At 65.3% G+C, this 20019-nt stretch carries 17 protein-coding genes; 6 read left to right on the top strand and 11 right to left on the bottom strand.

Features of this window, described 5'->3' with window-relative positions; all coding sequences use genetic code 11:
* Nucleotides 1-5: 5 nt before the first annotated feature.
* From NZK81_RS15615 to pgi, 9 genes are all read right to left on the bottom strand, one after another.
* Entirely contained in the window at nucleotides 6-812 is an 807-nt protein-coding gene (locus NZK81_RS15615) for a DUF3445 domain-containing protein (protein WP_260047005.1), read from the bottom strand.
* 16 nt (nucleotides 813-828) lie between these two features.
* Nucleotides 829-2967 carry a methylmalonyl-CoA mutase gene (gene scpA, locus NZK81_RS15610; RefSeq protein WP_260047004.1) on the bottom strand — a complete coding sequence of 713 codons (2139 nt, stop codon included), beginning with the start codon at nucleotides 2965-2967 and terminating at the stop codon, nucleotides 829-831.
* 173 nt (nucleotides 2968-3140) lie between these two features.
* Nucleotides 3141-3578, bottom strand: coding sequence for a methylmalonyl-CoA epimerase (mce, locus tag NZK81_RS15605; protein WP_039283584.1), 438 nt, complete (start codon nucleotides 3576-3578; stop codon nucleotides 3141-3143).
* Between the two features lie 6 nt (nucleotides 3579-3584).
* Nucleotides 3585-4766 (bottom strand): beta-ketothiolase BktB, encoded by a 1182-nt coding sequence (bktB, locus tag NZK81_RS15600; protein ID WP_260047003.1) that lies wholly within the window; start codon nucleotides 4764-4766, stop codon nucleotides 3585-3587.
* Between the two features lie 122 nt (nucleotides 4767-4888).
* A complete protein-coding gene (locus NZK81_RS15595) occupies nucleotides 4889-6415 on the bottom strand; it encodes an acyl-CoA carboxylase subunit beta (protein ID WP_260047002.1) in 1527 nt (508 codons plus the stop codon).
* Nucleotides 6416-6577: 162 nt separating this feature from the next.
* Complete coding sequence (locus NZK81_RS15590; RefSeq protein ID WP_260047001.1) at nucleotides 6578-7594, bottom strand: cytochrome c oxidase assembly protein; 1017 nt, start codon at nucleotides 7592-7594, stop codon at nucleotides 6578-6580.
* A gap of 101 nt (nucleotides 7595-7695) precedes the next feature.
* Nucleotides 7696-9042 (bottom strand): glutathione-disulfide reductase, encoded by a 1347-nt coding sequence (gene gor, locus NZK81_RS15585; RefSeq protein WP_260047000.1) that lies wholly within the window; start codon nucleotides 9040-9042, stop codon nucleotides 7696-7698.
* Nucleotides 9043-9157: 115 nt separating this feature from the next.
* The gene (locus NZK81_RS15580; protein WP_260046999.1) at nucleotides 9158-11416 is read right to left on the bottom strand and encodes a S8 family peptidase; all 2259 of its coding nucleotides are present in this window, start codon (nucleotides 11414-11416) and stop codon (nucleotides 9158-9160) included.
* Between the two features lie 146 nt (nucleotides 11417-11562).
* The gene (pgi, locus tag NZK81_RS15575) at nucleotides 11563-13083 is read right to left on the bottom strand and encodes a glucose-6-phosphate isomerase (protein ID WP_260046998.1); all 1521 of its coding nucleotides are present in this window, start codon (nucleotides 13081-13083) and stop codon (nucleotides 11563-11565) included.
* A gap of 149 nt (nucleotides 13084-13232) precedes the next feature.
* Here pgi and lepB point away from each other — a divergent pair, with 149 nt between their 5' ends.
* The 4 genes from lepB (at nucleotide 13233) to NZK81_RS15555 (ending at nucleotide 16827) form a co-directional block, all read left to right on the top strand.
* Nucleotides 13233-14090, top strand: coding sequence for a signal peptidase I (lepB, locus tag NZK81_RS15570; protein WP_260046997.1), 858 nt, complete (start codon nucleotides 13233-13235; stop codon nucleotides 14088-14090).
* A 13-nt stretch (nucleotides 14091-14103) separates the two neighbouring features.
* Nucleotides 14104-14772 carry a ribonuclease III gene (gene rnc / locus NZK81_RS15565; RefSeq protein WP_260046996.1) on the top strand — a complete coding sequence of 223 codons (669 nt, stop codon included), beginning with the start codon at nucleotides 14104-14106 and terminating at the stop codon, nucleotides 14770-14772.
* Nucleotides 14773-14902: 130 nt separating this feature from the next.
* On the top strand, nucleotides 14903-15796 hold the full coding sequence (gene era, locus NZK81_RS15560) for a GTPase Era (protein WP_260046995.1): 894 nt from the start codon (nucleotides 14903-14905) through the stop codon (nucleotides 15794-15796).
* The gene (locus NZK81_RS15555; protein ID WP_260046994.1) at nucleotides 15796-16827 is read left to right on the top strand and encodes an SGNH/GDSL hydrolase family protein; all 1032 of its coding nucleotides are present in this window, start codon (nucleotides 15796-15798) and stop codon (nucleotides 16825-16827) included. The genes era and NZK81_RS15555 overlap by 1 nt, the downstream gene beginning before the upstream one ends.
* Here the strand turns inward: NZK81_RS15555 and recR are convergent.
* Nucleotides 16802-17398 (bottom strand): recombination mediator RecR, encoded by a 597-nt coding sequence (gene recR, locus NZK81_RS15550; RefSeq protein WP_260046993.1) that lies wholly within the window; start codon nucleotides 17396-17398, stop codon nucleotides 16802-16804. The genes NZK81_RS15555 and recR overlap by 26 nt on opposite strands.
* Before the next feature lie 59 nt (nucleotides 17399-17457).
* On the opposite strand from recR, the gene fmt reads away from it, so the two are divergent.
* Nucleotides 17458-18366: a methionyl-tRNA formyltransferase gene (gene fmt / locus NZK81_RS15545; protein WP_260046992.1), complete on the top strand. Its 909-nt coding sequence runs from the start codon at nucleotides 17458-17460 to the stop codon at nucleotides 18364-18366.
* 158 nt (nucleotides 18367-18524) lie between these two features.
* Here fmt and NZK81_RS15540 read toward each other — a convergent pair whose 3' ends face one another.
* On the bottom strand, nucleotides 18525-19055 hold the full coding sequence (locus tag NZK81_RS15540) for a cupin domain-containing protein (protein ID WP_260046991.1): 531 nt from the start codon (nucleotides 19053-19055) through the stop codon (nucleotides 18525-18527).
* 98 nt (nucleotides 19056-19153) lie between these two features.
* On the opposite strand from NZK81_RS15540, the gene truA reads away from it, so the two are divergent.
* The gene (truA, locus tag NZK81_RS15535) at nucleotides 19154-19900 is read left to right on the top strand and encodes a tRNA pseudouridine(38-40) synthase TruA (protein ID WP_260046990.1); all 747 of its coding nucleotides are present in this window, start codon (nucleotides 19154-19156) and stop codon (nucleotides 19898-19900) included.
* Nucleotides 19901-20019: the final 119 nt, after the last annotated feature.

Raw genomic sequence — 20019 nt, 5'->3', positions numbered from 1 at the left:
CCTGTTCAGGCCGCTCGCCGGTTTCGGGCGCGCATGGTCGCATAGTCCTGCAAGGCAGCCCCATAGTGCGGTCCGGCCCGACGTTCCAGTTCTCCGCCTTCCAATCCTTCCACCGACTGCGCGATGCGCGCCACGGCTGCGTCGCTCAGAGAGCCGAGCGGCACCCGGTAGATGCCGATGGTAAAGACGATCGCCCGCGATTTCGGCAAGCGGCGCAGCGCCTCGCGCTCGCAGCGCACGAAAAGCGTTTCGCCTGCATTGTCGGCAGTAACATGGGCAAAGCGTTGTTCGGGCGGCAAGGCCGGCATGTAGCGCAGATCGTCCGAGGCGACGACGAAGGCATTCGTGCGCCCGAAGATGTTGAACGACTGCAACCCGTCCATGAACTTGTCGACGCCCGACGACAGGTTCTCGGCATAGCCGTGGATCGGCTCGTGCACCTGATGCACGGCCTTTCCGATCTTGTCGGCGATGCGCCAGTCGGTCGGGAAAGCCACCGCTCCCGCGCCGAGACGGAATGGCTGGCCGGGCGCGTCCTGCACCATCACGCACAGGTCTTCCCACACCGAGCGCGCGCAGGCTTCGAGGCCGCCTTCCACGCCGAGCAGGTCCGCCAGCTCGGCGATCCCGGCTTCCGCTTCGGGCAGCACCATCACGCTTTCGGGATGGGCATCGAAGGCCGCCTCGCGCGCGGCAAGGTCCGGCGCCGGATCGATCCACTCGCTCTCGGCGAGCTTGACCAGCCCCATGCGCAGCGGGCCGGAAACCCGTGCGCTTGGGAGCAGATCCTCCACCGAGAAGCCAAGTGACATCGTGCAGGCCGCCGGCTTACTCGGCGGCTTCCAGCTCGTCGCCGACCGGCGGCATGTTGTGGCCGAGCAGGCGCAGCATGTCGGCGGCGCATTCGACCACGTTCGAGCCCGGGCCGTAGATGCCCTGGACGCCCGCCTTCTTCAGGAAGTCATAGTCCTGCGGCGGGATGACGCCACCGGCGACGACCTTGATGTCGGCGCGGCCGGCATCCTTGAGGTGGCCGATCAGCTCGGGGATGAGCGTCTTGTGCCCGGCCGCCAGCGAGCTGGCGCCGACGGCATCGACGTTGTTGTCGAGCGCCATCTTGCAGGCCTCTTCCGGGGTCTGGAACAGCGGGCCGGACACGACATCGAAGCCCATGTCCGAGAAAGCCGAGGCGATCACGTTGGCGCCGCGGTCGTGGCCGTCCTGGCCCATCTTGGCGACGAAGAGCTTGGGCGCGCGGCCGAGGCGGTTGGTCACGGCTTCGACGCCGCTCACAACCTGCTGGTAGCGGCTGTCGCCGGCATAGGCGCCACCATAGACGCCCTTCACCGGGGTCGGCGTGGTGCCGTAGCGGCCGAACGCGGCTTCCATTGCGTCCGAGATCTCGCCCAGCGTCGCACGCTCGCGGGCGGCATCGACAGCAAGGCCCAGCAGATTGCCGCTCGCCCTGGCACCTTCGGCCAGCGCCTTGAGCGCGGCCTGGCACTTGGCCTCGTCACGGTTTTCGCGGGTACGCTTGATGCGGGCGATCTGCGCTTCGCGGACGACATGATTGTCGACTTCGAGCGTTTCGAGCGCATCTTCCTGCGCCAGGCGGTACTTGTTGACGCCAACGATGACATCGTCGCCCTTGTCGACGCGAGCCTGACGGCCGGCGGCGGCTTCCTCGATCATCGCCTTGGGCCAGCCAGCGGCAACCGCCTTGGCCATGCCGCCTTCACTCTCGACGCGCTCGATGATCTCCCAGGCCTTGTCGACCAGTTCGCTCGTCAGCGCCTCGATGTAGTAGGAGCCGCCCAGCGGATCGACGACATTGCACATGCCGGTCTCTTCCTGGATGACGATCTGGGTGTTACGCGCGATGCGGGCCGAGAAGTCGGTCGGCAGCGCGATTGCCTCGTCGAGCGCGTTGGTGTGCAGCGACTGGGTGCCGCCCAGCATCGCCGCCATCGCCTCGATCGTGGTGCGCATGACGTTGTTGTAGGGGTCCTGCTCCTGCAGCGAGACGCCCGAGGTCTGGCAGTGGGTGCGCAGCATCTTCGAACGCTCGGACTGGGCGCCGAGCTGAGTCATGGCGCGGTACCACAGCGTGCGCGCGGCGCGCAGCTTGGCGATTTCCATGAAGAAGTTCATGCCGATGGCGAAGAAGAACGACAGGCGGCCCGCGAACTTGTCGATGTCGAGGCCCGAGGCAACGCCGTACTTCACGTATTCCATACCGTCGGCGATGGTGAAGGCCAGTTCCTGCACCTGCGTCGCGCCGGCTTCCTGCATGTGGTAGCCGGAGATCGAAATGCTGTTGAATTTCGGCATGTTGTCCGCGGTATATGCGAAGATGTCCGAAATGATCCGCATCGAGGGCTCGGGCGGATAGATGTAGGTGTTGCGGACCATGAACTCCTTGAGGATGTCGTTCTGGATGGTCCCGGTCAGCTGGTCGGGGCTGACGCCCTGTTCCTCGGCGGCGATGATGTAGAACGCGAGGCACGGGATCACTGCGCCGTTCATGGTCATCGAGACGGACATTTCGCCAAGCGGAATACCGTCGAAGAGGATCTTCATGTCCTCGACCGAGTCGATGGCGACGCCCGCCTTGCCGACGTCACCCGTGACGCGCGGGTGATCGGAATCGTAGCCGCGGTGCGTGGCAAGGTCGAAAGCGACCGACAGGCCCTTCTGACCCGCGGCAAGGTTGCGGCGGTAGAACGCGTTCGATTCCTCGGCGGTCGAGAAACCGGCATACTGGCGGATGGTCCAGGGACGACCGGCATACATCGAGGCCTTCACACCGCGCGTGAACGGGGCGAAGCCGGGCAGCCCCGGATCGGCCTGCACATCCTCGGCGGTGTAGAGCGGCTTGACCGCGATGCCCTCGGGGGTGTTCCAGGTCAGGTCCCTGCCCTTGACTTCCTTGTCGGCGAGGGCCTTCCAGTCGTTGATGTCTGCCATGTTTTCCTACCTTACTGCCCGCTCCCCTTCAGGGGAGAGGATACGAAGGCTTGCCCGCATGCGGGCCTAGCCGAAGTTGGAGAGGAGGCTCCCCTCTCCGCTGCGACTAACCCCCGCAAATGCGAGGGCAAGTCTCGCTCCTCTCCCCCGGAGGGGAGAGGACAGGTCAAACCTCAATGCGCCTCTTTCGGCGTTTCCATGATCTCGGTCAGCTGACCGCCCATGTCCTTGGGGTGGACGAAGAAGATCAGGGTACCGTGGGCGCCGATGCGGGGCTCACCCAGCACGCGCTTGCCCTTGCTTTCGAACCACGCCTTGGCGGCGTGAATGTCAGGCACTTCGTAGCAAACGTGGTGCTGGCCACCGAGCGGGTTCTTCTCCAGCCATTTGCCGACCGCCGAGTCTGCCTCGGTGGGCTGCAGCAGTTCGACTTGCGTGCCCGCCGTTCCGTTCTCGCCCGGCGTGTTGACGAAGCAGACGCGCACCTTCTGGCTGTCAAGCACGAAGGGCTCGGTGATGTCAGTCGCGCCCATCACATCGCGGTAGAACGCGATGGAAGCGTCGAGATCGGGCGTAGCAACGCCGATGTGGTTCATGCGTCCGAGTTTCATGGGTTTCTACTCCACATTCTCGATGATCATGGCGATGCCCTGACCACCACCGATGCACATGGTGATGAGGCCGTACTTGCCGCCGATCCGCTTCAGCTCGTACATCGCCTTGATGGTGAGGATCACGCCGGTCGCGCCGACCGCGTGGCCCAGGCTGACGCCCGAACCGTTGGGGTTCACCTTGTCGGGATGAAAGCCGAGTGCCTTGGCGCAAGCCACGGCCTGGGCGGCAAACGCCTCGTTGCTTTCGATCACGTCCATCTGATCGAGCGTCATGCCGGCACGCTCCAGCGCGATCGGCACCGCCTTGATCGGGCCTTCGCCCATGTATTCGGGCTCGACGCCGGCATGGCCCCAGGCGATGATCTTGGCCATCGGCTTGAGACCGCGCTTCTCGACTTCGCTGCCGGTCGCAAGGACAACGGCGGCGGCCGCGTCGTTGATGCCCGAGGCATTGCCCGCGGTGACCGAACCGTCCTTCTTGAAGGCAGGCTTCATCTTGGCAAGCACTTCAACCGTGGTCTCAGCCTTCACGTGCTCGTCGGTGTCGAACACGGTCACGCCCTTGCGGGTCTTCACCTCGACGGGAAGGATCTGCTCCTTGAAGCGGCCTTCCTCGATGGCGCGGGCGGCACGCTGGTGGCTGGTCGTGGCCAGCACGTCCATTTCCTCGCGCGTCACCTGATGGCGCTCGGCGACGTTCTCGGCGGTGATACCCATGTGGTTTCCGCTGATCGCATCGGATAGGCCAAGCGTCAGCGCGTCTTCCTGAACGTTGGGGCCCATCTTCTTGCCCCAGCGCACGCCGTGGTCATGATAAGGCACGTTCGACATCGATTCAGCACCGCCCGCCAGCGTGATCTTCGCTTCGCCGAGCATCATCATCTGTGCCGACGAAACGATCGCCTGCACGCCCGAACCGCACAGGCGGTTGAGCGTGAGTGCCGGGGTCGAAAGTGGCACGCCGGCATTGATGCCGATCACGCGGCTGAGCATCTCGTCACGCGCGCTGGTGGGCATGACCTGGCCGATAACGACATGTTCCACTGCCTCGGGCTCGACGCCGGCACGCTTGAGCGCTTCGGTGGCGACCATGCCGCCCAGATCCGAAGGCATGAAGCTCTTCAGCGATCCGCCGAAGTCTCCGATGGCCGTACGCACGCCGCTGACAATGTAGACATCTTCCATGATCGGACTTCCTATCCCTTGTTCGGTTTCAAAAGGAGACCCCTTTCGCAGCTGTCTCCCCAATGCGGTACTCGCAAAAGAGACACCTGCCGGCCCCGGGCCGCCAGAGTGCCCCGATCACGTTACAGCGGAATGTTGTCGTGCTTCTTCCAGGGATTCTCGAGCGCCTTGTTGCGCAGCTTGCGAAGTCCCAGGGCAATGCGGCGACGCGTGGAGTGCGGGTAGATCACTTCGTCGATATAGCCGCGGCTTGCAGCCACGAACGGGTTGGCGAAGCGGTCTTCGTACTCCTTGGTCTTGGCGGCGATGCCCTCTGCATCCTGGCCGCGGAAGATGATCTCCACCGCGCCCTTGGCCCCCATCACCGCGATTTCGGCGGTCGGCCATGCATAGTTGAGATCGCCGCGCAGGTGCTTGGAGCTCATGACGTCGTAGGCGCCGCCATAGGCCTTGCGGGTAATCACGGTGATCTTCGGCACAGTCGCCTCGGCATAGGCGAACAGCAGTTTGGCGCCGTGCTTGATGATGCCGTTGTGCTCCTGATCGGTGCCGGGAAGGAAGCCCGGAACGTCGACGAAGGTCAGAATCGGGATGTTGAAGGCATCGCAGAAGCGCACGAAACGCGCGGCCTTCTTCGAAGAGTTGATGTCGAGCACGCCCGCCAGCACCATCGGCTGGTTGGCTACGATGCCCACGGTCTTGCCTTCGACACGGCCGAAACCGCACAGGATATTGCCCGCGTGGAGCGGCTGGATCTCGAAGAACTCGCCTTCGTCGAGCGTCTTGCGGATCACTTCGTGCATGTCATAGGGCTGGTTGGCCGAGGGCGGAATGATCGTGTCGAGGCTCTGTTCCTCGCGATCCCAAGGATCGGCGCAAGGACGCTCGGGCGCTTCGTCGCGGTTCGACGAGGGCAGGAAATCGACGAAATCACGCGCGGCCAGCAGCGCCTCGATGTCGTTTTCGAGAGCGAGGTCGGAAACCGAGGTCTTGCTGGAGTGGGTGATCGCGCCGCCCAGCTCTTCCTGCGTGACGACTTCGTTGGTGACGGTCTTCACGACGTCGGGACCGGTCACGAACATGTACGAGCTATCCTTCACCATGAAGATGAAGTCGGTCATCGCCGGCGAATAGACCGCGCCGCCCGCGCAGGGGCCCATGATCAGCGAAAGCTGCGGCACGACGCCCGAGGCTGTGACGTTGCGCTGGAACACGTCGGCATAACCGCCGAGCGAGGCGACACCTTCCTGAATGCGCGCGCCGCCGGAGTCGTTGAGGCCAATCACCGGCGCGCCGACCTTCATGGCCGAGTCCATCACCTTGCAGATCTTCTGCGCGTGACGGGCCGAAAGCGAGCCGCCGAACACGGTGAAGTCCTGCGAGAAGACATAGACCAGACGGCCGTTGATCGTGCCCGATCCGGTGACGACGCCGTCGCCGGGAATCTTCTGGTCCTGCATGCCGAAATCGACGCAATCGTGCTCGACGTAGAGGTCCATTTCCTCGAAGCTGTCCTCGTCGAGCAGAACTTCCAGACGCTCGCGCGCGGTAAGCTTGCCCTTGGCGTGCTGTGCGTCGATGCGCCTTTGCCCGCCGCCCATCTTGGCGGCTGCGCGGCGCTTTTCCATTTCGGCGATATTGGCTGTCATCCGGCTTCCCTTGTCCGAGGTGGTTCCAGCGTAGAATGCTCGGCCCGCTAAAGGCAGGTCAAAGCGTTTAGGTCAATAGTTTTAATCGCACGATTAATGCAAATCGCAGCCCCGATTCAGCCATTTTTGTCCAGCCGTGGGCTGTAACGGGCCTGTTTGTGACTAACCGGGAATTTGTCCCGACAGCCCGAAGTCGCGCGCCCGGCCGTGCGGGTGGTCGATGACCGACACGAGACTGAACACGATCGCCAGCATCAGCAGCGCAAAACCCGCAAGGCCGAACGCCAACGTACGGTTGGCACCCGCGCTCGCGGCGGTCATTTCCCGTCCGGTGCGCAGGCGGCGCGAGACGACGCGCTCTTCCTCGCTGCCCCAGCGATGGATGACGAGAATTGCGCTGAGCGCGAACATCATCGTGCCCGGAATCCACATGATGATCCCGCCTGTCTGTTCATCGGTCAGCATCGAGACGTGCCACATGTGCCCGAGCGTGATGTAGGCATCGTAGAGCGGCACCGTCTTGAACGTGAGGAAGGCCCCCAGCACGATATTGCCCAGCGCCGCGAAGACGAACATGCCAAGGCGGGTGCCCAGCCCCGGCCCCTGCGGCGCGGTGCGGCGGTCGAAGATGACCGAGAAGAAGATGAGCCCCGTCACCAGCAGGCTGATGTGCCACATGTAGTGGATCGGCTCGTCGAGGATGGCGAGGTCGTGAAACTGCGGCAGCATCCAGAAATAGCTGGCGAGCAGGAACAGCACTGTCGCCACGACCGGATGCCGCAGGAAATCGACGAGACAGCGTAGCCAGCCGGTTCCGGCAAAGACCTTGCTCACCCCGTTGGGCAGGCCGCGCACCAGCGCCGCCTGCGGTCGCGAAAGGAACAGCAGCATCGGCGCGACGGTGCGCAGCAGCATGTGCTCGACCTGATGGACCGCGAAAATATGGTCCGCCAGCCGCTCGACCGGCGAAATCAGCGCCACGAAGAGCGCCACAAGACCGCCGAAGAACGCCGCTACGCGCCAGCGCTCGTCGACCAGCCCGTGGCGGCTTCCGCGCCAGTAGATCAGCCCCGCGATGACGAGACCGAGCAGGATCTCCGGAGAAAGCTGCCAGAGGGTCCAGGGACTGGCATCGGCGTGCACGTGTCCGCCATGCGCCAGCGCGGGCGTCGAAAGCACCGCAAGCAGACTCGCGGGCAACCATCGTAGGAAACGCATGGCCCGGGCATAGCCCCCTCGCCCGATCATGCAACCCCGCGATGGCGTCCGCGCTATTCCGGTCACTTGAGCAGGACGAGTTCCTCGGACATCGTCGGGTGGACGGCGACGGTCGCGTCGAAATCGGCCTTGGTGAGCCCGGCCTTCACCGCGATCGCGGCTGCCTGCATGATCTCCGGCGCTTCCGGACCGATCATGTGCAGGCCCACGACGCGGTCGGTCTCGGCATCGCAGATCATCTTGTAGAGCGAACGCTCGTCGCGGTGTGCCACGACGTTCTTCATCGGTCGGAAATCGCTGGTGTAGACCTTGATCGAACCCAGCTTTCCGGCGGCTTCGTCTTCGGTCATGCCGACACTGGCGATCGGCGGGTGACTGAACACGGCCGAGGGGATGCAGTGATAGTCCACCGTGGTCGGCTTGCCACCGAACACGGTATCGGCAAAGGCCTGCCCTTCGCGGATCGCTACGGGGGTGAGCTGGACGCGGTCGGTCACGTCGCCCACGGCGTAGATATGATCGACGCTGCTCTTCGAATGCTCGTCGACGAGGATCGCGCCCCTGTCGCTCATCGCGACGCCCACGCCCTCAAGGCCGAGCCCTTCTACATTGGGCACGCGGCCGGTCGCGAACATGACGCAATCGACCTCGATGGGATCATGGCTGGTCATGAAGACCGTAAGCGAACCATCCGCGTTCTTCTCGATCTTCTCGAATTCGGCATTGAAGCGGAAATCGATCCCCTTGGTGATCGAGATCTGCAGAAGGCGATCGCGCAACGCCTCGTCGTAGCCGCGCAGCAGCTGGTCCGAGCGGTTCATCAAAGTGACCTTCGCGCCGAACTCGTTGAAGATGCCCGCGAACTCGTTGGCGATATAGCCCGCACCCGCGATCAGCACGCGGCGCGGGATCGCATCGAGGTGGAAGGCCTCGTTCGACGTGATGCCCAGCTCGTGCCCGGGGCACGACGGCACATGCGGCCGGGCGCCGGTGGCGACGAGAATGTATTTCGCGGTCTTCTTCTCGCCGCTCGACAAGGTGACCTCGTGCGGGCCGGTGATCGTGGCCCGTTCATGGAAGATCTCGACCTCATGGTTGGTCAGCGTCTGCGTATAAAGGCCGTTGAGCCGGTCCACGTCGTTCAGCACGTTGTCGCGCAGTTTTACCCAGTCGAACCGCGCCTCGGGAATATCCCAGCCGAAATGCCGTGCGTCCTCGAGGTCCTCGGCGAAATGGGCACCGTAGACGAGCATCTTCTTGGGCACGCAGCCCCGGATCACGCATGTCCCCCCGACCCTGAATTCCTCGGCAACCGCGACGCGCGCGCCATGGGCGGCAGCCACACGGCTGGCACGAACGCCGCCCGAACCGGCGCCGATGGTGAAAAGGTCGTAATCGTATTCGGACATGCGCGTGCTCCCGGCCTTGGCCTCAGCGTAAATCGGGGCGCATATGGGGCATGATGCCCGCGATTGCCAACCACCTGGCGGCAATCAATTGAGCGAAATCAGGTCCGCAGCCGGGTTACTGCAGGAGCAGTCGCCAGGTCCCGAGCGCCCGCAGATCGCGGCCGTCGGTGGTGCTGGCCATGCCCAGACGCACTTGCGACCGGGCGCTCCGCTTTTCGAAACCGAGAGTCAGCAACGGATCGAAGCCGCCCGAGAAATCGACGCGGCGATCGGTGAAGAGCAGCGAGCGACTGGCCAGATCATACCCCGAGCCGACCGTATAGGTGCCCTGCCCCGATACCACCGTCAGGGGCTGGGCCACGCCGAAGCGCAGCACGCCGCCCAGCAGTGCCCGGCTCGCCGTAACGCCGAAGCGGTTCGTGACGAACGTGCCGGCATCGGTGAGCAGCATGTCGTCCGTCAGCTTGAGCCGAGTCGCGCCCAGGCTCGCGTAGCCGTCAAGCCGCCACCGGCCCAGCGGGATCGCCTGTGCCACCTCGACGAACGCGGTGCGCGCGCCGTCGCCGAAGCGTAGTGCGCCCGAACCGGTCGGCGTGCCGAAAACGGTGCCGCTCTCGTCGAGCAACCCGGCCTTGATGGCGGTGCGCGCCTTACGCCAGGAAAGCACCGCCCCGCTGGCGGCCCCATAAGCCTCCCGTCCGCCGACGAACGTCGCACCGAACCTGCCACCGGCCAGTGGATGCTCCGCACCGACGGACAGATCCGCGACGGGCGCATAGGCCAGCACCGCGTCCGAACTGGGTGCGAGGCCCATGAACTCGTTGGAAACGCCGTCGTTCGAATGAAGCGCTGCCGTCAGCCAGGTCCGGCCCGTACGTACCGAGACCTGCCCGTTGGTCAGCATCGTGCGCACTTCGTCCTCGCCCGGACCGACGCGCAGAGAGGTAAAGCCCGCGCTCGCGCTGAGGTCCCGCGTGGCGAAATGCGTGCTTCCGGCATTGGCCTGCAGGCGCATCCGGCGCTCAATCGAGTAGCGGTCCACCACGGGGCGGGCGACAAGACCCGAAAGGTCGCCCCTGAAATCGCGGCCATAGGCATCGAGCACCGTGACATCGCCCAGCGCCGCGGTCGTGACCCCGGTGGTGCTCACCGCCGCCGGCGCTGCCATCACCGACGACCCGACAGCCGTCTGCACAACCCCGTTCGACAGTGTCGGATCGATCGGCGATAGCGCGGCCTGCACGTCGATCAGCCCATGGCCGAAGACCGGGTCGACGCCCGGCGCACCGATGTCGCGCGCGGTATTGACGATGACCTGCCCAGCTTCGACCCCGGACAACTGCGGCCACTTGCTCAGGATCAGCGCGGCCAGCCCGCTCACCTGCGGCGTCGCGGAACTGGTGCCGCTGAACAGGACGATCTGGCCGTCCACGTCCTGCGTGGCATTGGTCCCCATCGCCGCGACGCAACTGTTCATTGCCGTCGCGCCGCACTGGTTCGAATAGTCGGCCAGTTCGTAACTGGTCTGCGTTCCCGCAAGCGCCACCACGAACAGCCAGCTTTGCGAATTGCTGGAATTGAGATCGAGGTAACCGTCGGCGTTGGCGGCACTGTCGTTGCCCGCGGCATTGACGAACAGCCCACCGGCGGTCTGGTAGCCGGCAACCGCCTGCGCCCAGGCCGGCTCGGGCTGCGTGGGATCGACCTTGGAGATCGAGGCATTGATCACCTTGATGCCCTGACTGCCCGCATAGGCGATGGCTTCGGTCAGGCCGATGCCCAGCGTTTCCGTATCGTCCGGGTTGGTCGCGTCGAGATTGATCTCGCTAATGCGCAAGGCGACGATTTCGGCACCGGGCGCGATACCCTGAACGCCGACGCCGTTGTTGGCCGCCGCGATCACGCCCGCGACCATGGTTCCATGGTCCGAATATTCATCGCCGATGACATCGCGCTGGGTGGTCGCACCATTCTGGGTCACCGTCCCGTAGTCCCGGCTCAGGCTGGATATTTTGCCCTGAAGCTCGGGCACTTCCTTGACGCCGTCATCGAGGACGGCGACCTGCACGCCCTGCCCGGTCCAGCCATTGTCGAGCGCGTAGAGCGCATTGACGTATTCGAACGAGACATAGTTGCGCCGGTATTCGGCATCGTCCTCGGCCGACCGCGTGGGCTGCTGGTTCTGCGGCGTGATGACGTAGGATGACGTCGGCGTGGGGGTGGGCGTGGGAGTTGGGGCAGGTGTTGGCGTCGGGGTTGGCGCAGGCGCAGGCGTGGAACTCACCGTCCCCCCGCCTCCGCCGCAGCCTGCCAGAGCCATTGCCAGCGCGCTCGCCATCGCCGCGCCGCGTATCATCGTAAAAGGCCTTGCCATGGCCACCACCCCGTTTCGACCCGATCCGCCTGCTGCCGGGAGAACGCCTCGGGCAGAGCGACCGATGCGATTGTGTCCTGGAGTTCCTTCCAAGTCACTAATGCCACAGTCCTTTCGCCACTGGCGCGGCACGGCACATGGGAACGTCAGGCGATACCGGCGCGTTTCAGCAGCGCCTCGGTCGAGGGGTCGAACGTCGTGCCTCCCTGCTCGATCTGCTTGGCGATTGCCTTGCCCAGTTCCACGCCGAACTGGTCGAACGGATTGATGCCCATCAGCACGGCATTCGCGAAAGTGCGGTGTTCGTGGAAGGCGATCAGGGCGCCGAACGTCACCGGGCTGACCTCGTCGAGCAGGATCGTCGCCGAGGGGCGGTCACCCGGATAGGCGCGGGCCGGATCGTCGCTCTCCTTACCCGCCATCAGTGCCGCGCCCTGCGCGAAGCAGTTGGACAGCAGGATGCGATGGTGGTCCAGCGCGAGATCGTGCCCTGGGACAATCGCTGCGATGAAATCGACCGGCACCAGATTGGTACCCTGATGGAGCAGCTGGAACACGGCGTGCTGGGCATCCGTGCCGACCCCGCCCCAGGTGATCGGCGCGGTCGGTCCGTCGACCGGCGAACCGTCTGCCTTCACGCTCTTGCCGTTCGACTCCATCTCCAACTGCTGGAGATAGTCGGGCAGCAGCGCGAGACGCTCGTCATAAGCGAAGACCGCGCGCGTCTGGCAGCCGCGCAGTCGGGTGTAGTACTGGTCGGCGAAGGCAGCGCGCAGCGGCAGGTTGGCCATGCCGTCGGAATCGCGGAAATGCACGTCCATGGCGGCGGCCCCGGCCAGCAACTCGGCAAAGTCGGGCCAGCCCAGCGCCATCGCGACCGGAAAGCCGATCGAGGACCACAGCGAGTAGCGGCCACCCACGCTTTCGGAGAATGGCAGGATGCGCGTCTCGTCCACGCCCCATTCCATGGCCTTTTCGGGCGAGGCCGTCAGCGCGACGACCCTGCCGAAAGGATCGTCGACCCCGCCTTCGCGCAGCCATGCCAGAGCGCTCTCGGCATTGGTCATGGTCTCGATGGTGGTAAAGGTCTTGGACGCGACCGCCAACATCGTCGTGGCCGGATCGCAAGCCGCGAACGCCTGTTCGAGCGCACAGCCATCAATGTTGGAAACCACGTGGACATCGACCATCGCCCCTTCGCGGGCAAGGGCATCGACCGCCAGTGCCGGCCCCAGCGCCGATCCGCCGATGCCGATGTGGATCAGGTGCTTCACCTCGCCCATGGCCCCGCGATGGATGGCCTCGACGATCGCCGCCATGCGGTGATGGCATTCGGCCGCGAGCGCTACGCTCTCTTCCTTGCCGACTCCGCGCTGCGCGGTATGCTCGGCGGCGCGCCCTTCGGTCGGGTTGACGATCTCGCCGGCGAAAAGGGCTGTACGGCGACCGGAAAAGTCCATGGCCTCCGCCAGTTCCTCGAACGCGGCCACATGCGCGGCATCGAGGTGGGTCTTCGACCAGTCGAAGAGGATCGCGCAGGAATTGTCCTCCTCGCCCAGTTCGAAACCGGTCGCATAGGTGTCCAGACGATCGGGATCGGCCGCGAAGATCTGCGCCAGGCTCGGCTTTTCCAGTTCCTTCAGCTTGTTCCAGACCGCTGCACTCATACACAAGACTCCCTGTTCGCCACTTGCGATGCCTTATGCTTACTGCAACCGCGAAAACCAAGTACGAGTTGCCTAAATGTCGATCACTCTCGCACGCTCGTCGGGATCGCACTTGACGCGGGGCGCTGCTGGCAACAAGGGTTCACCCCATGAGCGAAACCCCGAGCGCCACCGAAGCCGAAACCGCGCAGCCCGCATTCCCGCAGGGCACCGGTGAACCCACCACCGCAAAGAAAGACGAAGGTTTCTTCGGCTTCCTGATATGGCTGGTGCTTGCCGTGGCGATCCTGCGCAGCTTCATCATCTCGCCCTTCAACATCCCGAGCGAATCCATGCTGCCCCGGCTGCTCGATGGCGATTACCTATTCGCCACCAAGTGGTCGTACGGCTATTCGAAATATTCGCTGCCCTTCAGCCTGCCGCTGATCCCGGGCCGGATCTTCGCAAGCCAGCCCGAGCGTGGCGACGTGGTGATCTTCAAGGCCCCTCCGGGCAACGACGTCGATTACATCAAGCGCGTCATCGGGCTTCCGGGAGACGAAGTGCAGGTCAGGGGCGGACAGGTCTGGCTCAACGGCAAGGCCGTCCCCAAGAAGCCCATCGCCGATTTCGTCGTCCCCGTTTCTCCCAACACGCACTGCTACGCGCCCGAATTCCAGCGGACGGAAAAGGACGGCAGGATGGCCTGCCATTACCCGCAGTTCCGTGAAACGCTGCCGGGTGGCAAGAGCTACAACGTCCTCGACCTCGGCCGCACGCCGCAGGACGATACGGGCGTGTTCATCGTTCCCGAAGGCCACATGTTCCTGATGGGCGACAACCGTGACAATTCGCTCGACAGCCGCTTTCCCGCCGTCGAGGGCGAAGGTATCGGCATGGTTCCGCAAGGCAATCTCGTGGGCAAGGCCGCGGTGATGATGTTCTCCACCGACGGTTCGTCCGAGTGGCTCAAGCCGTGGACCTGGTTCACCGCCGCCCGCTGGAGCCGCATCGGCGGCACGTTCTGAGCACCTGACGCGCATGCTTGATCCCCGGGTCCGCGCCTTTCTTGTCCAGCACACCGGCCACGAGCCCGAAGACGAAGCCCTCTGGCTCGCCGCGCTCACCCACGGTTCGACGGGCGAGAAGCGCAACTACGAGCGGCTTGAATTCCTCGGCGACCGCGTGCTCGGGCTGGCCGTCGCGGAATGGCTCTACCAGAACAGCGACGAGCCCGAAGGACGGCTGTCGCAGCGCCTCAACGCGTTGGTCAGCCGCGCGACCTGCGCCAGCATCGCCCGCGACATCGGTCTCGGACCGCACATGCGCCTGGGCAAGCAGGCGCGCGACGACGGCGGCGAGGATTCCGACAATATCCTGGGTGACGTGATGGAGGCGATCATCGGCGCCTGTTTCACCGAGCGGGGATTTGAGCCGGCGCGCGACATGGTGCGCCTGCTCTGGGCCGATACGTTGGCCGGCAAGACCGGCAAGCGCAAGCACCCCAAGTCGGCGCTGCAGGAATGGGCCGCCGGCAACCGCCGCCGCATGCCCGAGTACCGCCTGATCGACCGCTCCGGGCCCGATCATGCCCTGCGCTTCACCGTCGAGGTTTCCGTCCACAAGGTCGGCTCGGCGCAGGCCACTGCCAATTCCAAGCAGGACGCCGAAACCCTTGCCGCCGAAGAATTCATGAAGAAGTTCGCTTGAGTTTCAGCATCGGCGCGAGCATGCTCCGCAGCGTTCGGGAAACGCGGAGTCCCGGCACCATGCAAGGGCCGCTATTGCCGCACCGTTCGAAACACATCACCTGCAATTACCAACCGAAAGTACACCAAGGATGACCGAAAAATGCGGCCTCGTCGCCGTCATCGGCGCGCCCAACGCAGGCAAGTCGACTCTGGTCAATGCACTGGTCGGGCAGAAAGTGGCGATCACTTCCGCCAAGGCCCAGACCACGCGCGCGCGGCTGATGGGCATTGCGCTGGAAGGCGATGTGCAGATCATCCTTGCCGACACGCCCGGCATCTTCGCGCCGCGCCGCCGCCTGGACCGCGCGATGGTGGCCGCCGCCTGGGAAGGCGCGCAGGAAGCCGATGCGATCCTGCTGGTGGTCGATGCCGTCAAACAGCGCCGGCATGAGCTGGAGCCCCTGCTCGAAACGCTGAAGGACCGCTCGGAACGCAAGATCCTCGTGCTCAACAAGGTGGATGCCAGCGCCAAGGAACCGCTGCTCGCACTGGCCGAGGATCTGACCGGCAAGATCGGCTTCGACGAGGTATTCTTCGTCTCGGCACTTTCGGGCGACGGCGTGCCGGAACTCAAGGCCAGGCTCGCCGCGTTGATGCCCGAAGGCCCCTGGCACTATCCGGAAGATCAGGTCTCCGACGCCTCGGAGCGGCTGCTCGCATGCGAGATCACCCGCGAGCAGCTCTATCAGCAGCTCCACGACGAACTGCCCTACGATGCTGCCGTGCGCCCCGAAAGCTATACGCAGCGGCGCGACGGGTCCGTTGAAATCCGCCAGCAGATCGTCGTCGCGCGCGACAGCCAGAAGCCGATCGTACTGGGCAAGCGCGGCGCAAAGATCCGCGCCATCGGCGAAGCCGCGCGCAAGGAATTGTCTGAGGTGCTCGGTCAGAAGGTCCATCTCTTTCTCCACGTCAAGGTGGACGAGAACTGGGCCGATGCCCGCGACATCTACGAGGAGATCGGATTGGACTGGGTCAAGTGATGCGCTTTTCTGCAATTTCCGCCGTGTCCGCCATCGCGCTGCTGATCGGCGGCTGCGCCACGCCGCGTCTCTCGGCACAGGACAAGACCGCCGCAGTCGAGGAAAGCCTGGAAGGTGCACGCTATGTGGCCATCGGGTCCTCCTACGCGGCGGGTCCGCTGTTGCCGCCGTCCAAGCCCGGTGCCCCGGCGCGCTGCGGACAGAGCCTCAACAACTACCCGACTCTGCTGGCCGAGCGCTTCGGCATGGTACTGGTGGATCGTTCCTGCTCGGGCGCCACGACGGACCATGTGCTCGGTCCCTGGGGTGACATTCCGCCGCAGATCGAGAGCGTGACGCCCGAAACGAGGCTGGTGACCGTCACCATTGGCGGCAACGACCTGTCCTATGTCGGCAACCTGTTTTCCGCGACCTGCGCCTTCAACGCAAAGGCGCTCGCGGCATCGGGGGCCAAGCCCAAGCCGTGCAAGGCCGTGAGGGTGCCAACCGAGGCGGACTATCAGCGCGACGAGAAGCAGCTCAACGAAATCGCGCGCCGCGTTCGCAACGTTGCTCCCAAGGCCCGGTTGATCTTCGTCCAGTATCTCACACCGTTGCCAGCAGCCGGCGCGCTGTGCGCGGTAACGCCGGTGAGCCCTGAGGACGCCGCGATCATCCGCGAGATCGGGCGGCGCCTGGCCGAGATCACCGACCGCGTCGCGCTGGGGAACGGCGCGCTGGTCATCGAGATGAATGCGGCCTCCAGCACGCATACCCCCTGCGATCCCGAGCCCTGGATGATCGGCGCGCCGCAAGGCTACGACGGCAAGCAGGGCCTGCAGTGGCACCTCAACAAGGCCGGCATGCAGGCCACGGCCGATGGTATCGCCTACTGGCTCATCCACGCCGGCGTGAAGCCTGGCAAGCCAGTGCCGCAGGTCAGTGTCCCCGCGCCCGTCGAGACACAAGCCCCGGCCGAAACCACACCCGCGCCCGAAGCAAGCGAACCGCCGAAGAAACCCGAGGTTACGCCAGAGGGCGACGCGCCCTGATCGCCTGGGCGAGCGTGCCCTCGTCGAGGTAGTCCAGCTCGCCGCCGACCGGCAGGCCATGCGCGAGCTGGGTTACGCGCACCGGATAGGCTTCGAGCCGTTCGGCGATGTAGTGCGCCGTGGTCTGGCCTTCGAGCGTCGCGTTCATGGCGAGCAGCACTTCGTCGATGTCGCCCTCTTCGATGCGTTGGAGCAGCTTGTCGATCGTGAGATCCTCGGGCCGCACGCCATCGAGCGCGGAGAGCCTGCCGCCGAGAACGTGATAACGCCCGGTGAACAGCTTGGCGCGGTCTAGCGCCCAGAGGTCGGCCACTTCCTCGACGACGCAGATGGAACGCGGATCGCGGCGCGGGTCGGTACAGATGCCGCAGGGGTCGGACGTGTCGACATTGCCGCACGTCCCGCACTCGACCAGCGTCTCGCGCACTGCGGCCAGGGCGTCGAGCAACTGCACCAGCGCCGTCTCGCGCCGCTTGATAAGCCAGAGCACCGCACGCCGCGCCGAACGCGGGCCGAGGCCGGGCAGGCGCGACAGGGCGGCAGTAAGGGTCTCGATCTCTTGCGATGCCATGTTTCGGCAGATAGGGCCTTGCAGCCACAAGCGAAAGCCATTCGGAGACTTCCCCACATATGCGCATCATCTTCATGGGAACCCCGGATTTCGCGGTGCCGGCCCTCGTCGCGCTGGTGGAGGCGGGGCACGAGGTCGTGGCCGCCTATACCCAGCCCCCGCGTCCCGGCGGTCGGAGGGGCAAGGAACTGACCCCCTCCCCCGTCCACAAGGAAGCCGAGGCGCGCGGGATCGAGGTGCGCCATCCGGTCTCGCTCAAGGGAGCCGATGAACAGACCGCGTTCGCCGCGCTGGAGGCGGATGTGGCGGTGGTCGCCGCCTACGGGCTGATCCTGCCGCAGGCGATCCTCGATGCGCCGCGCCTCGGCTGCCTCAACATCCACGCCTCGATCCTGCCGCGCTGGCGCGGGGCAGCGCCGATCCAGAGGGCCATTCTCGCCGGCGATCCAACCACCGGCGTCACCATCATGCAGATGGAAGCCGGGCTCGATACCGGCCCCATGCTCGCCACCTTGCGCACAACGATCGACCGCAAGACCGCCGGCGAGCTGACCGCCGAACTCGCGGACAAGGGCGCCGGGCTCCTCATCGCCACCCTGCGCGACCTCAAGGTCCACCGCCCGGTCACCCAGCCCGAGGACGGCGTGACCTACGCCAGGAAGATCGACAAGGCCGAGGCCCGGATCGACTTCACGCAGGATGCCGGTCAGGTCGAACGGCAGGTCCGCGCCTTCATGCCCGCGCCTGGCGCCTTCTTCGAACTCGACGGCGAGCGCTACAAGGTCCTCGCCGCCGATCCGGCCGAGGGCAGCGGCGCGCCCGGCACCGCGCTCGACGACGGCCTCACTGTCGCTTGCGGCTCGGGCGCGATCCGCGTCACCCGCATCCAGCGCGCCGGCAAGCCCGCCATGGATACTGCCGACCTGCTACGCGGGCGGCCCATCGCGGCGAGGACGAAGCTCGGCTGAGCGATCCCGAGCAGGCGCAAAACCTTCCCGTTCGCCTCGCGCGAAGAAAGCATAGTCCGCTCTTCCTCGTCATTGCGAGGCCCATAGGGCCCAGCAATCCAGAGCGCCAGGCGCCGCCCTGGATTGCCTCGCTTCGCTTGCAATGACGAAGTGTCCGATCACGCCTTCTCCGGCATCTTGCGCACTGGCGGAGGCTCGTCGGCCCAGCGGCTGCTGGCCTCGCGCATGACCTCGACGGTCTTTTCCCAGGCCGCCATCGGCTTGTCCTTCACCTTGATATTGAAGGTGTCGGCATTGCGGAATTCGAGGATTTCCACGCCTTCCGGCCCGGCGGTGTAAGTATAGGGCACGTCAGTTCCGACGAAGAAGCCGTCGCCCGCGCCCAGCGTCTCGCTGCCGATCTGCACCGAGCCCGCGACGATGTAGTACAGGCAGTCGCAATCGTGCGAGTGCAGCGGCAGCGGAAAGCCGCTCTTGAACCACAGCCGCGCCAGACTCATGTTCGGGCGGCGATAGGGCACTTCGGCCTGTTCGCCCCGCGCCTGCGTTGCCGCGGCGAACTTCGGCTGCATCGCCGCGAGGTTCGGCGCCTCGCCCTCGTAGGTCATGCAGCCGCATTCCTCGAGGCTGGGTGCATCGGCGCCGCGGAAGATCTCGAAGCGCGGTGCCTGGGTGTCGCTCTTACTCATCCAGCATCCTTTCCCGGTAGTGCCGGCATGGTGCCATCGCGGCGCGGCGCGGCCAAGCCGTTTGCACCGGCGCGCCAGTCCTGTATCGGCTGAGCGAAATGACCCGTTTCGCCCTCACTCTCGAATTCGACGGCAGCCCGTTCATGGGCCTGCAGCGTCAGGCGCATGGCCCCTCGGTACAGCAGACGGTCGAGGATGCCGCCCATGCCGTGACCGGAGAGGACGTGCGCATGCACGCTGCCGGTCGCACCGACACCGGCGTCCACGCCCTCGCCATGCGCGCCCATATCGACGTCGAGAAGAGCTTCTCCCCCTTCCGCCTGATGGAAGCGCTCAATGCCCGGATGCGCCCGCACCCGGTGGCGGTGACTGCCTGCGAGGAAGTGCCGGACGACTGGCATGCCCGCTTTTCCTGCGTCGGCCGCGCCTATATCTACCGCATCGTCAACCGCCGCGCACCGCTGACGCTGGAACACGGCAAGGCCTGGCAAGTCGCCAAGCCGCTCGACGAAGCGGCCATGCACCGCGCCGCACAGTTCCTCGTCGGGCGGCACGACTTCACCACCTTCCGCTCGGTCCACTGCCAGGCGCAGAGCCCCTTGAAGACGCTCGACCGGCTCGACGTGCGCCGCGAGGGCGAACACGTGTTGATCGAGACCGAGGCGCGCAGCTACCTCCACCATCAGGTCCGCTCGATGACCGGCTGCCTTGCCATGGTGGGCATGGGCCGCTGGCGTGAGGAGCAGGTGCGCGAGGCGCTGGAAGCGCGCGACCGGCAGGCCCTTGGCCTCAACGCCCCGCCCGACGGGCTCTATTTCGTGCGGGCGGTCTATCCGACAGGCTGAAATCGCCCCCATTTCGCTCGGCACGAACGGGGTTGGGGTCTTCCGGTAATTCTTCGTCATTGCGAGCGGCGAAGCCGCGCGGCAATCAAGAGCGTGCGTAACCGCCCTGGATTGCCCTT

This window comes from Novosphingobium mangrovisedimenti, assembly GCF_025153475.1.
Taxonomy (GTDB): domain Bacteria; phylum Pseudomonadota; class Alphaproteobacteria; order Sphingomonadales; family Sphingomonadaceae; genus Novosphingobium; species Novosphingobium mangrovi_A.
Note: the sequence above shows the minus strand (reverse complement) of the source record. Positions and strands in the feature narration are given on the sequence as shown.

Coding starts and splice junctions, on each gene's coding strand:
- rnc (WP_260046996.1), top strand. CDS start 14,104: ATGCTTGATCCCCGGGTCCGCGCCTTTCTTGTCCAGCACACCGGCCAC.
- NZK81_RS15555 (WP_260046994.1), top strand. CDS start 15,796: ATGCGCTTTTCTGCAATTTCCGCCGTGTCCGCCATCGCGCTGCTGATC.
- NZK81_RS15580 (WP_260046999.1), bottom strand. CDS start 11,416: ATGGCAAGGCCTTTTACGATGATACGCGGCGCGGCGATGGCGAGCGCG.
- NZK81_RS15540 (WP_260046991.1), bottom strand. CDS start 19,055: ATGAGTAAGAGCGACACCCAGGCACCGCGCTTCGAGATCTTCCGCGGC.
- truA (WP_260046990.1), top strand. CDS start 19,154: ATGACCCGTTTCGCCCTCACTCTCGAATTCGACGGCAGCCCGTTCATG.
- lepB (WP_260046997.1), top strand. CDS start 13,233: ATGAGCGAAACCCCGAGCGCCACCGAAGCCGAAACCGCGCAGCCCGCA.
- recR (WP_260046993.1), bottom strand. CDS start 17,398: ATGGCATCGCAAGAGATCGAGACCCTTACTGCCGCCCTGTCGCGCCTG.
- era (WP_260046995.1), top strand. CDS start 14,903: ATGACCGAAAAATGCGGCCTCGTCGCCGTCATCGGCGCGCCCAACGCA.
- NZK81_RS15595 (WP_260047002.1), bottom strand. CDS start 6,415: ATGACAGCCAATATCGCCGAAATGGAAAAGCGCCGCGCAGCCGCCAAG.
- pgi (WP_260046998.1), bottom strand. CDS start 13,083: ATGAGTGCAGCGGTCTGGAACAAGCTGAAGGAACTGGAAAAGCCGAGC.
- fmt (WP_260046992.1), top strand. CDS start 17,458: ATGCGCATCATCTTCATGGGAACCCCGGATTTCGCGGTGCCGGCCCTC.
- scpA (WP_260047004.1), bottom strand. CDS start 2,967: ATGGCAGACATCAACGACTGGAAGGCCCTCGCCGACAAGGAAGTCAAG.
- mce (WP_039283584.1), bottom strand. CDS start 3,578: ATGAAACTCGGACGCATGAACCACATCGGCGTTGCTACGCCCGATCTC.
- gor (WP_260047000.1), bottom strand. CDS start 9,042: ATGTCCGAATACGATTACGACCTTTTCACCATCGGCGCCGGTTCGGGC.
- bktB (WP_260047003.1), bottom strand. CDS start 4,766: ATGGAAGATGTCTACATTGTCAGCGGCGTGCGTACGGCCATCGGAGAC.
- NZK81_RS15615 (WP_260047005.1), bottom strand. CDS start 812: ATGTCACTTGGCTTCTCGGTGGAGGATCTGCTCCCAAGCGCACGGGTT.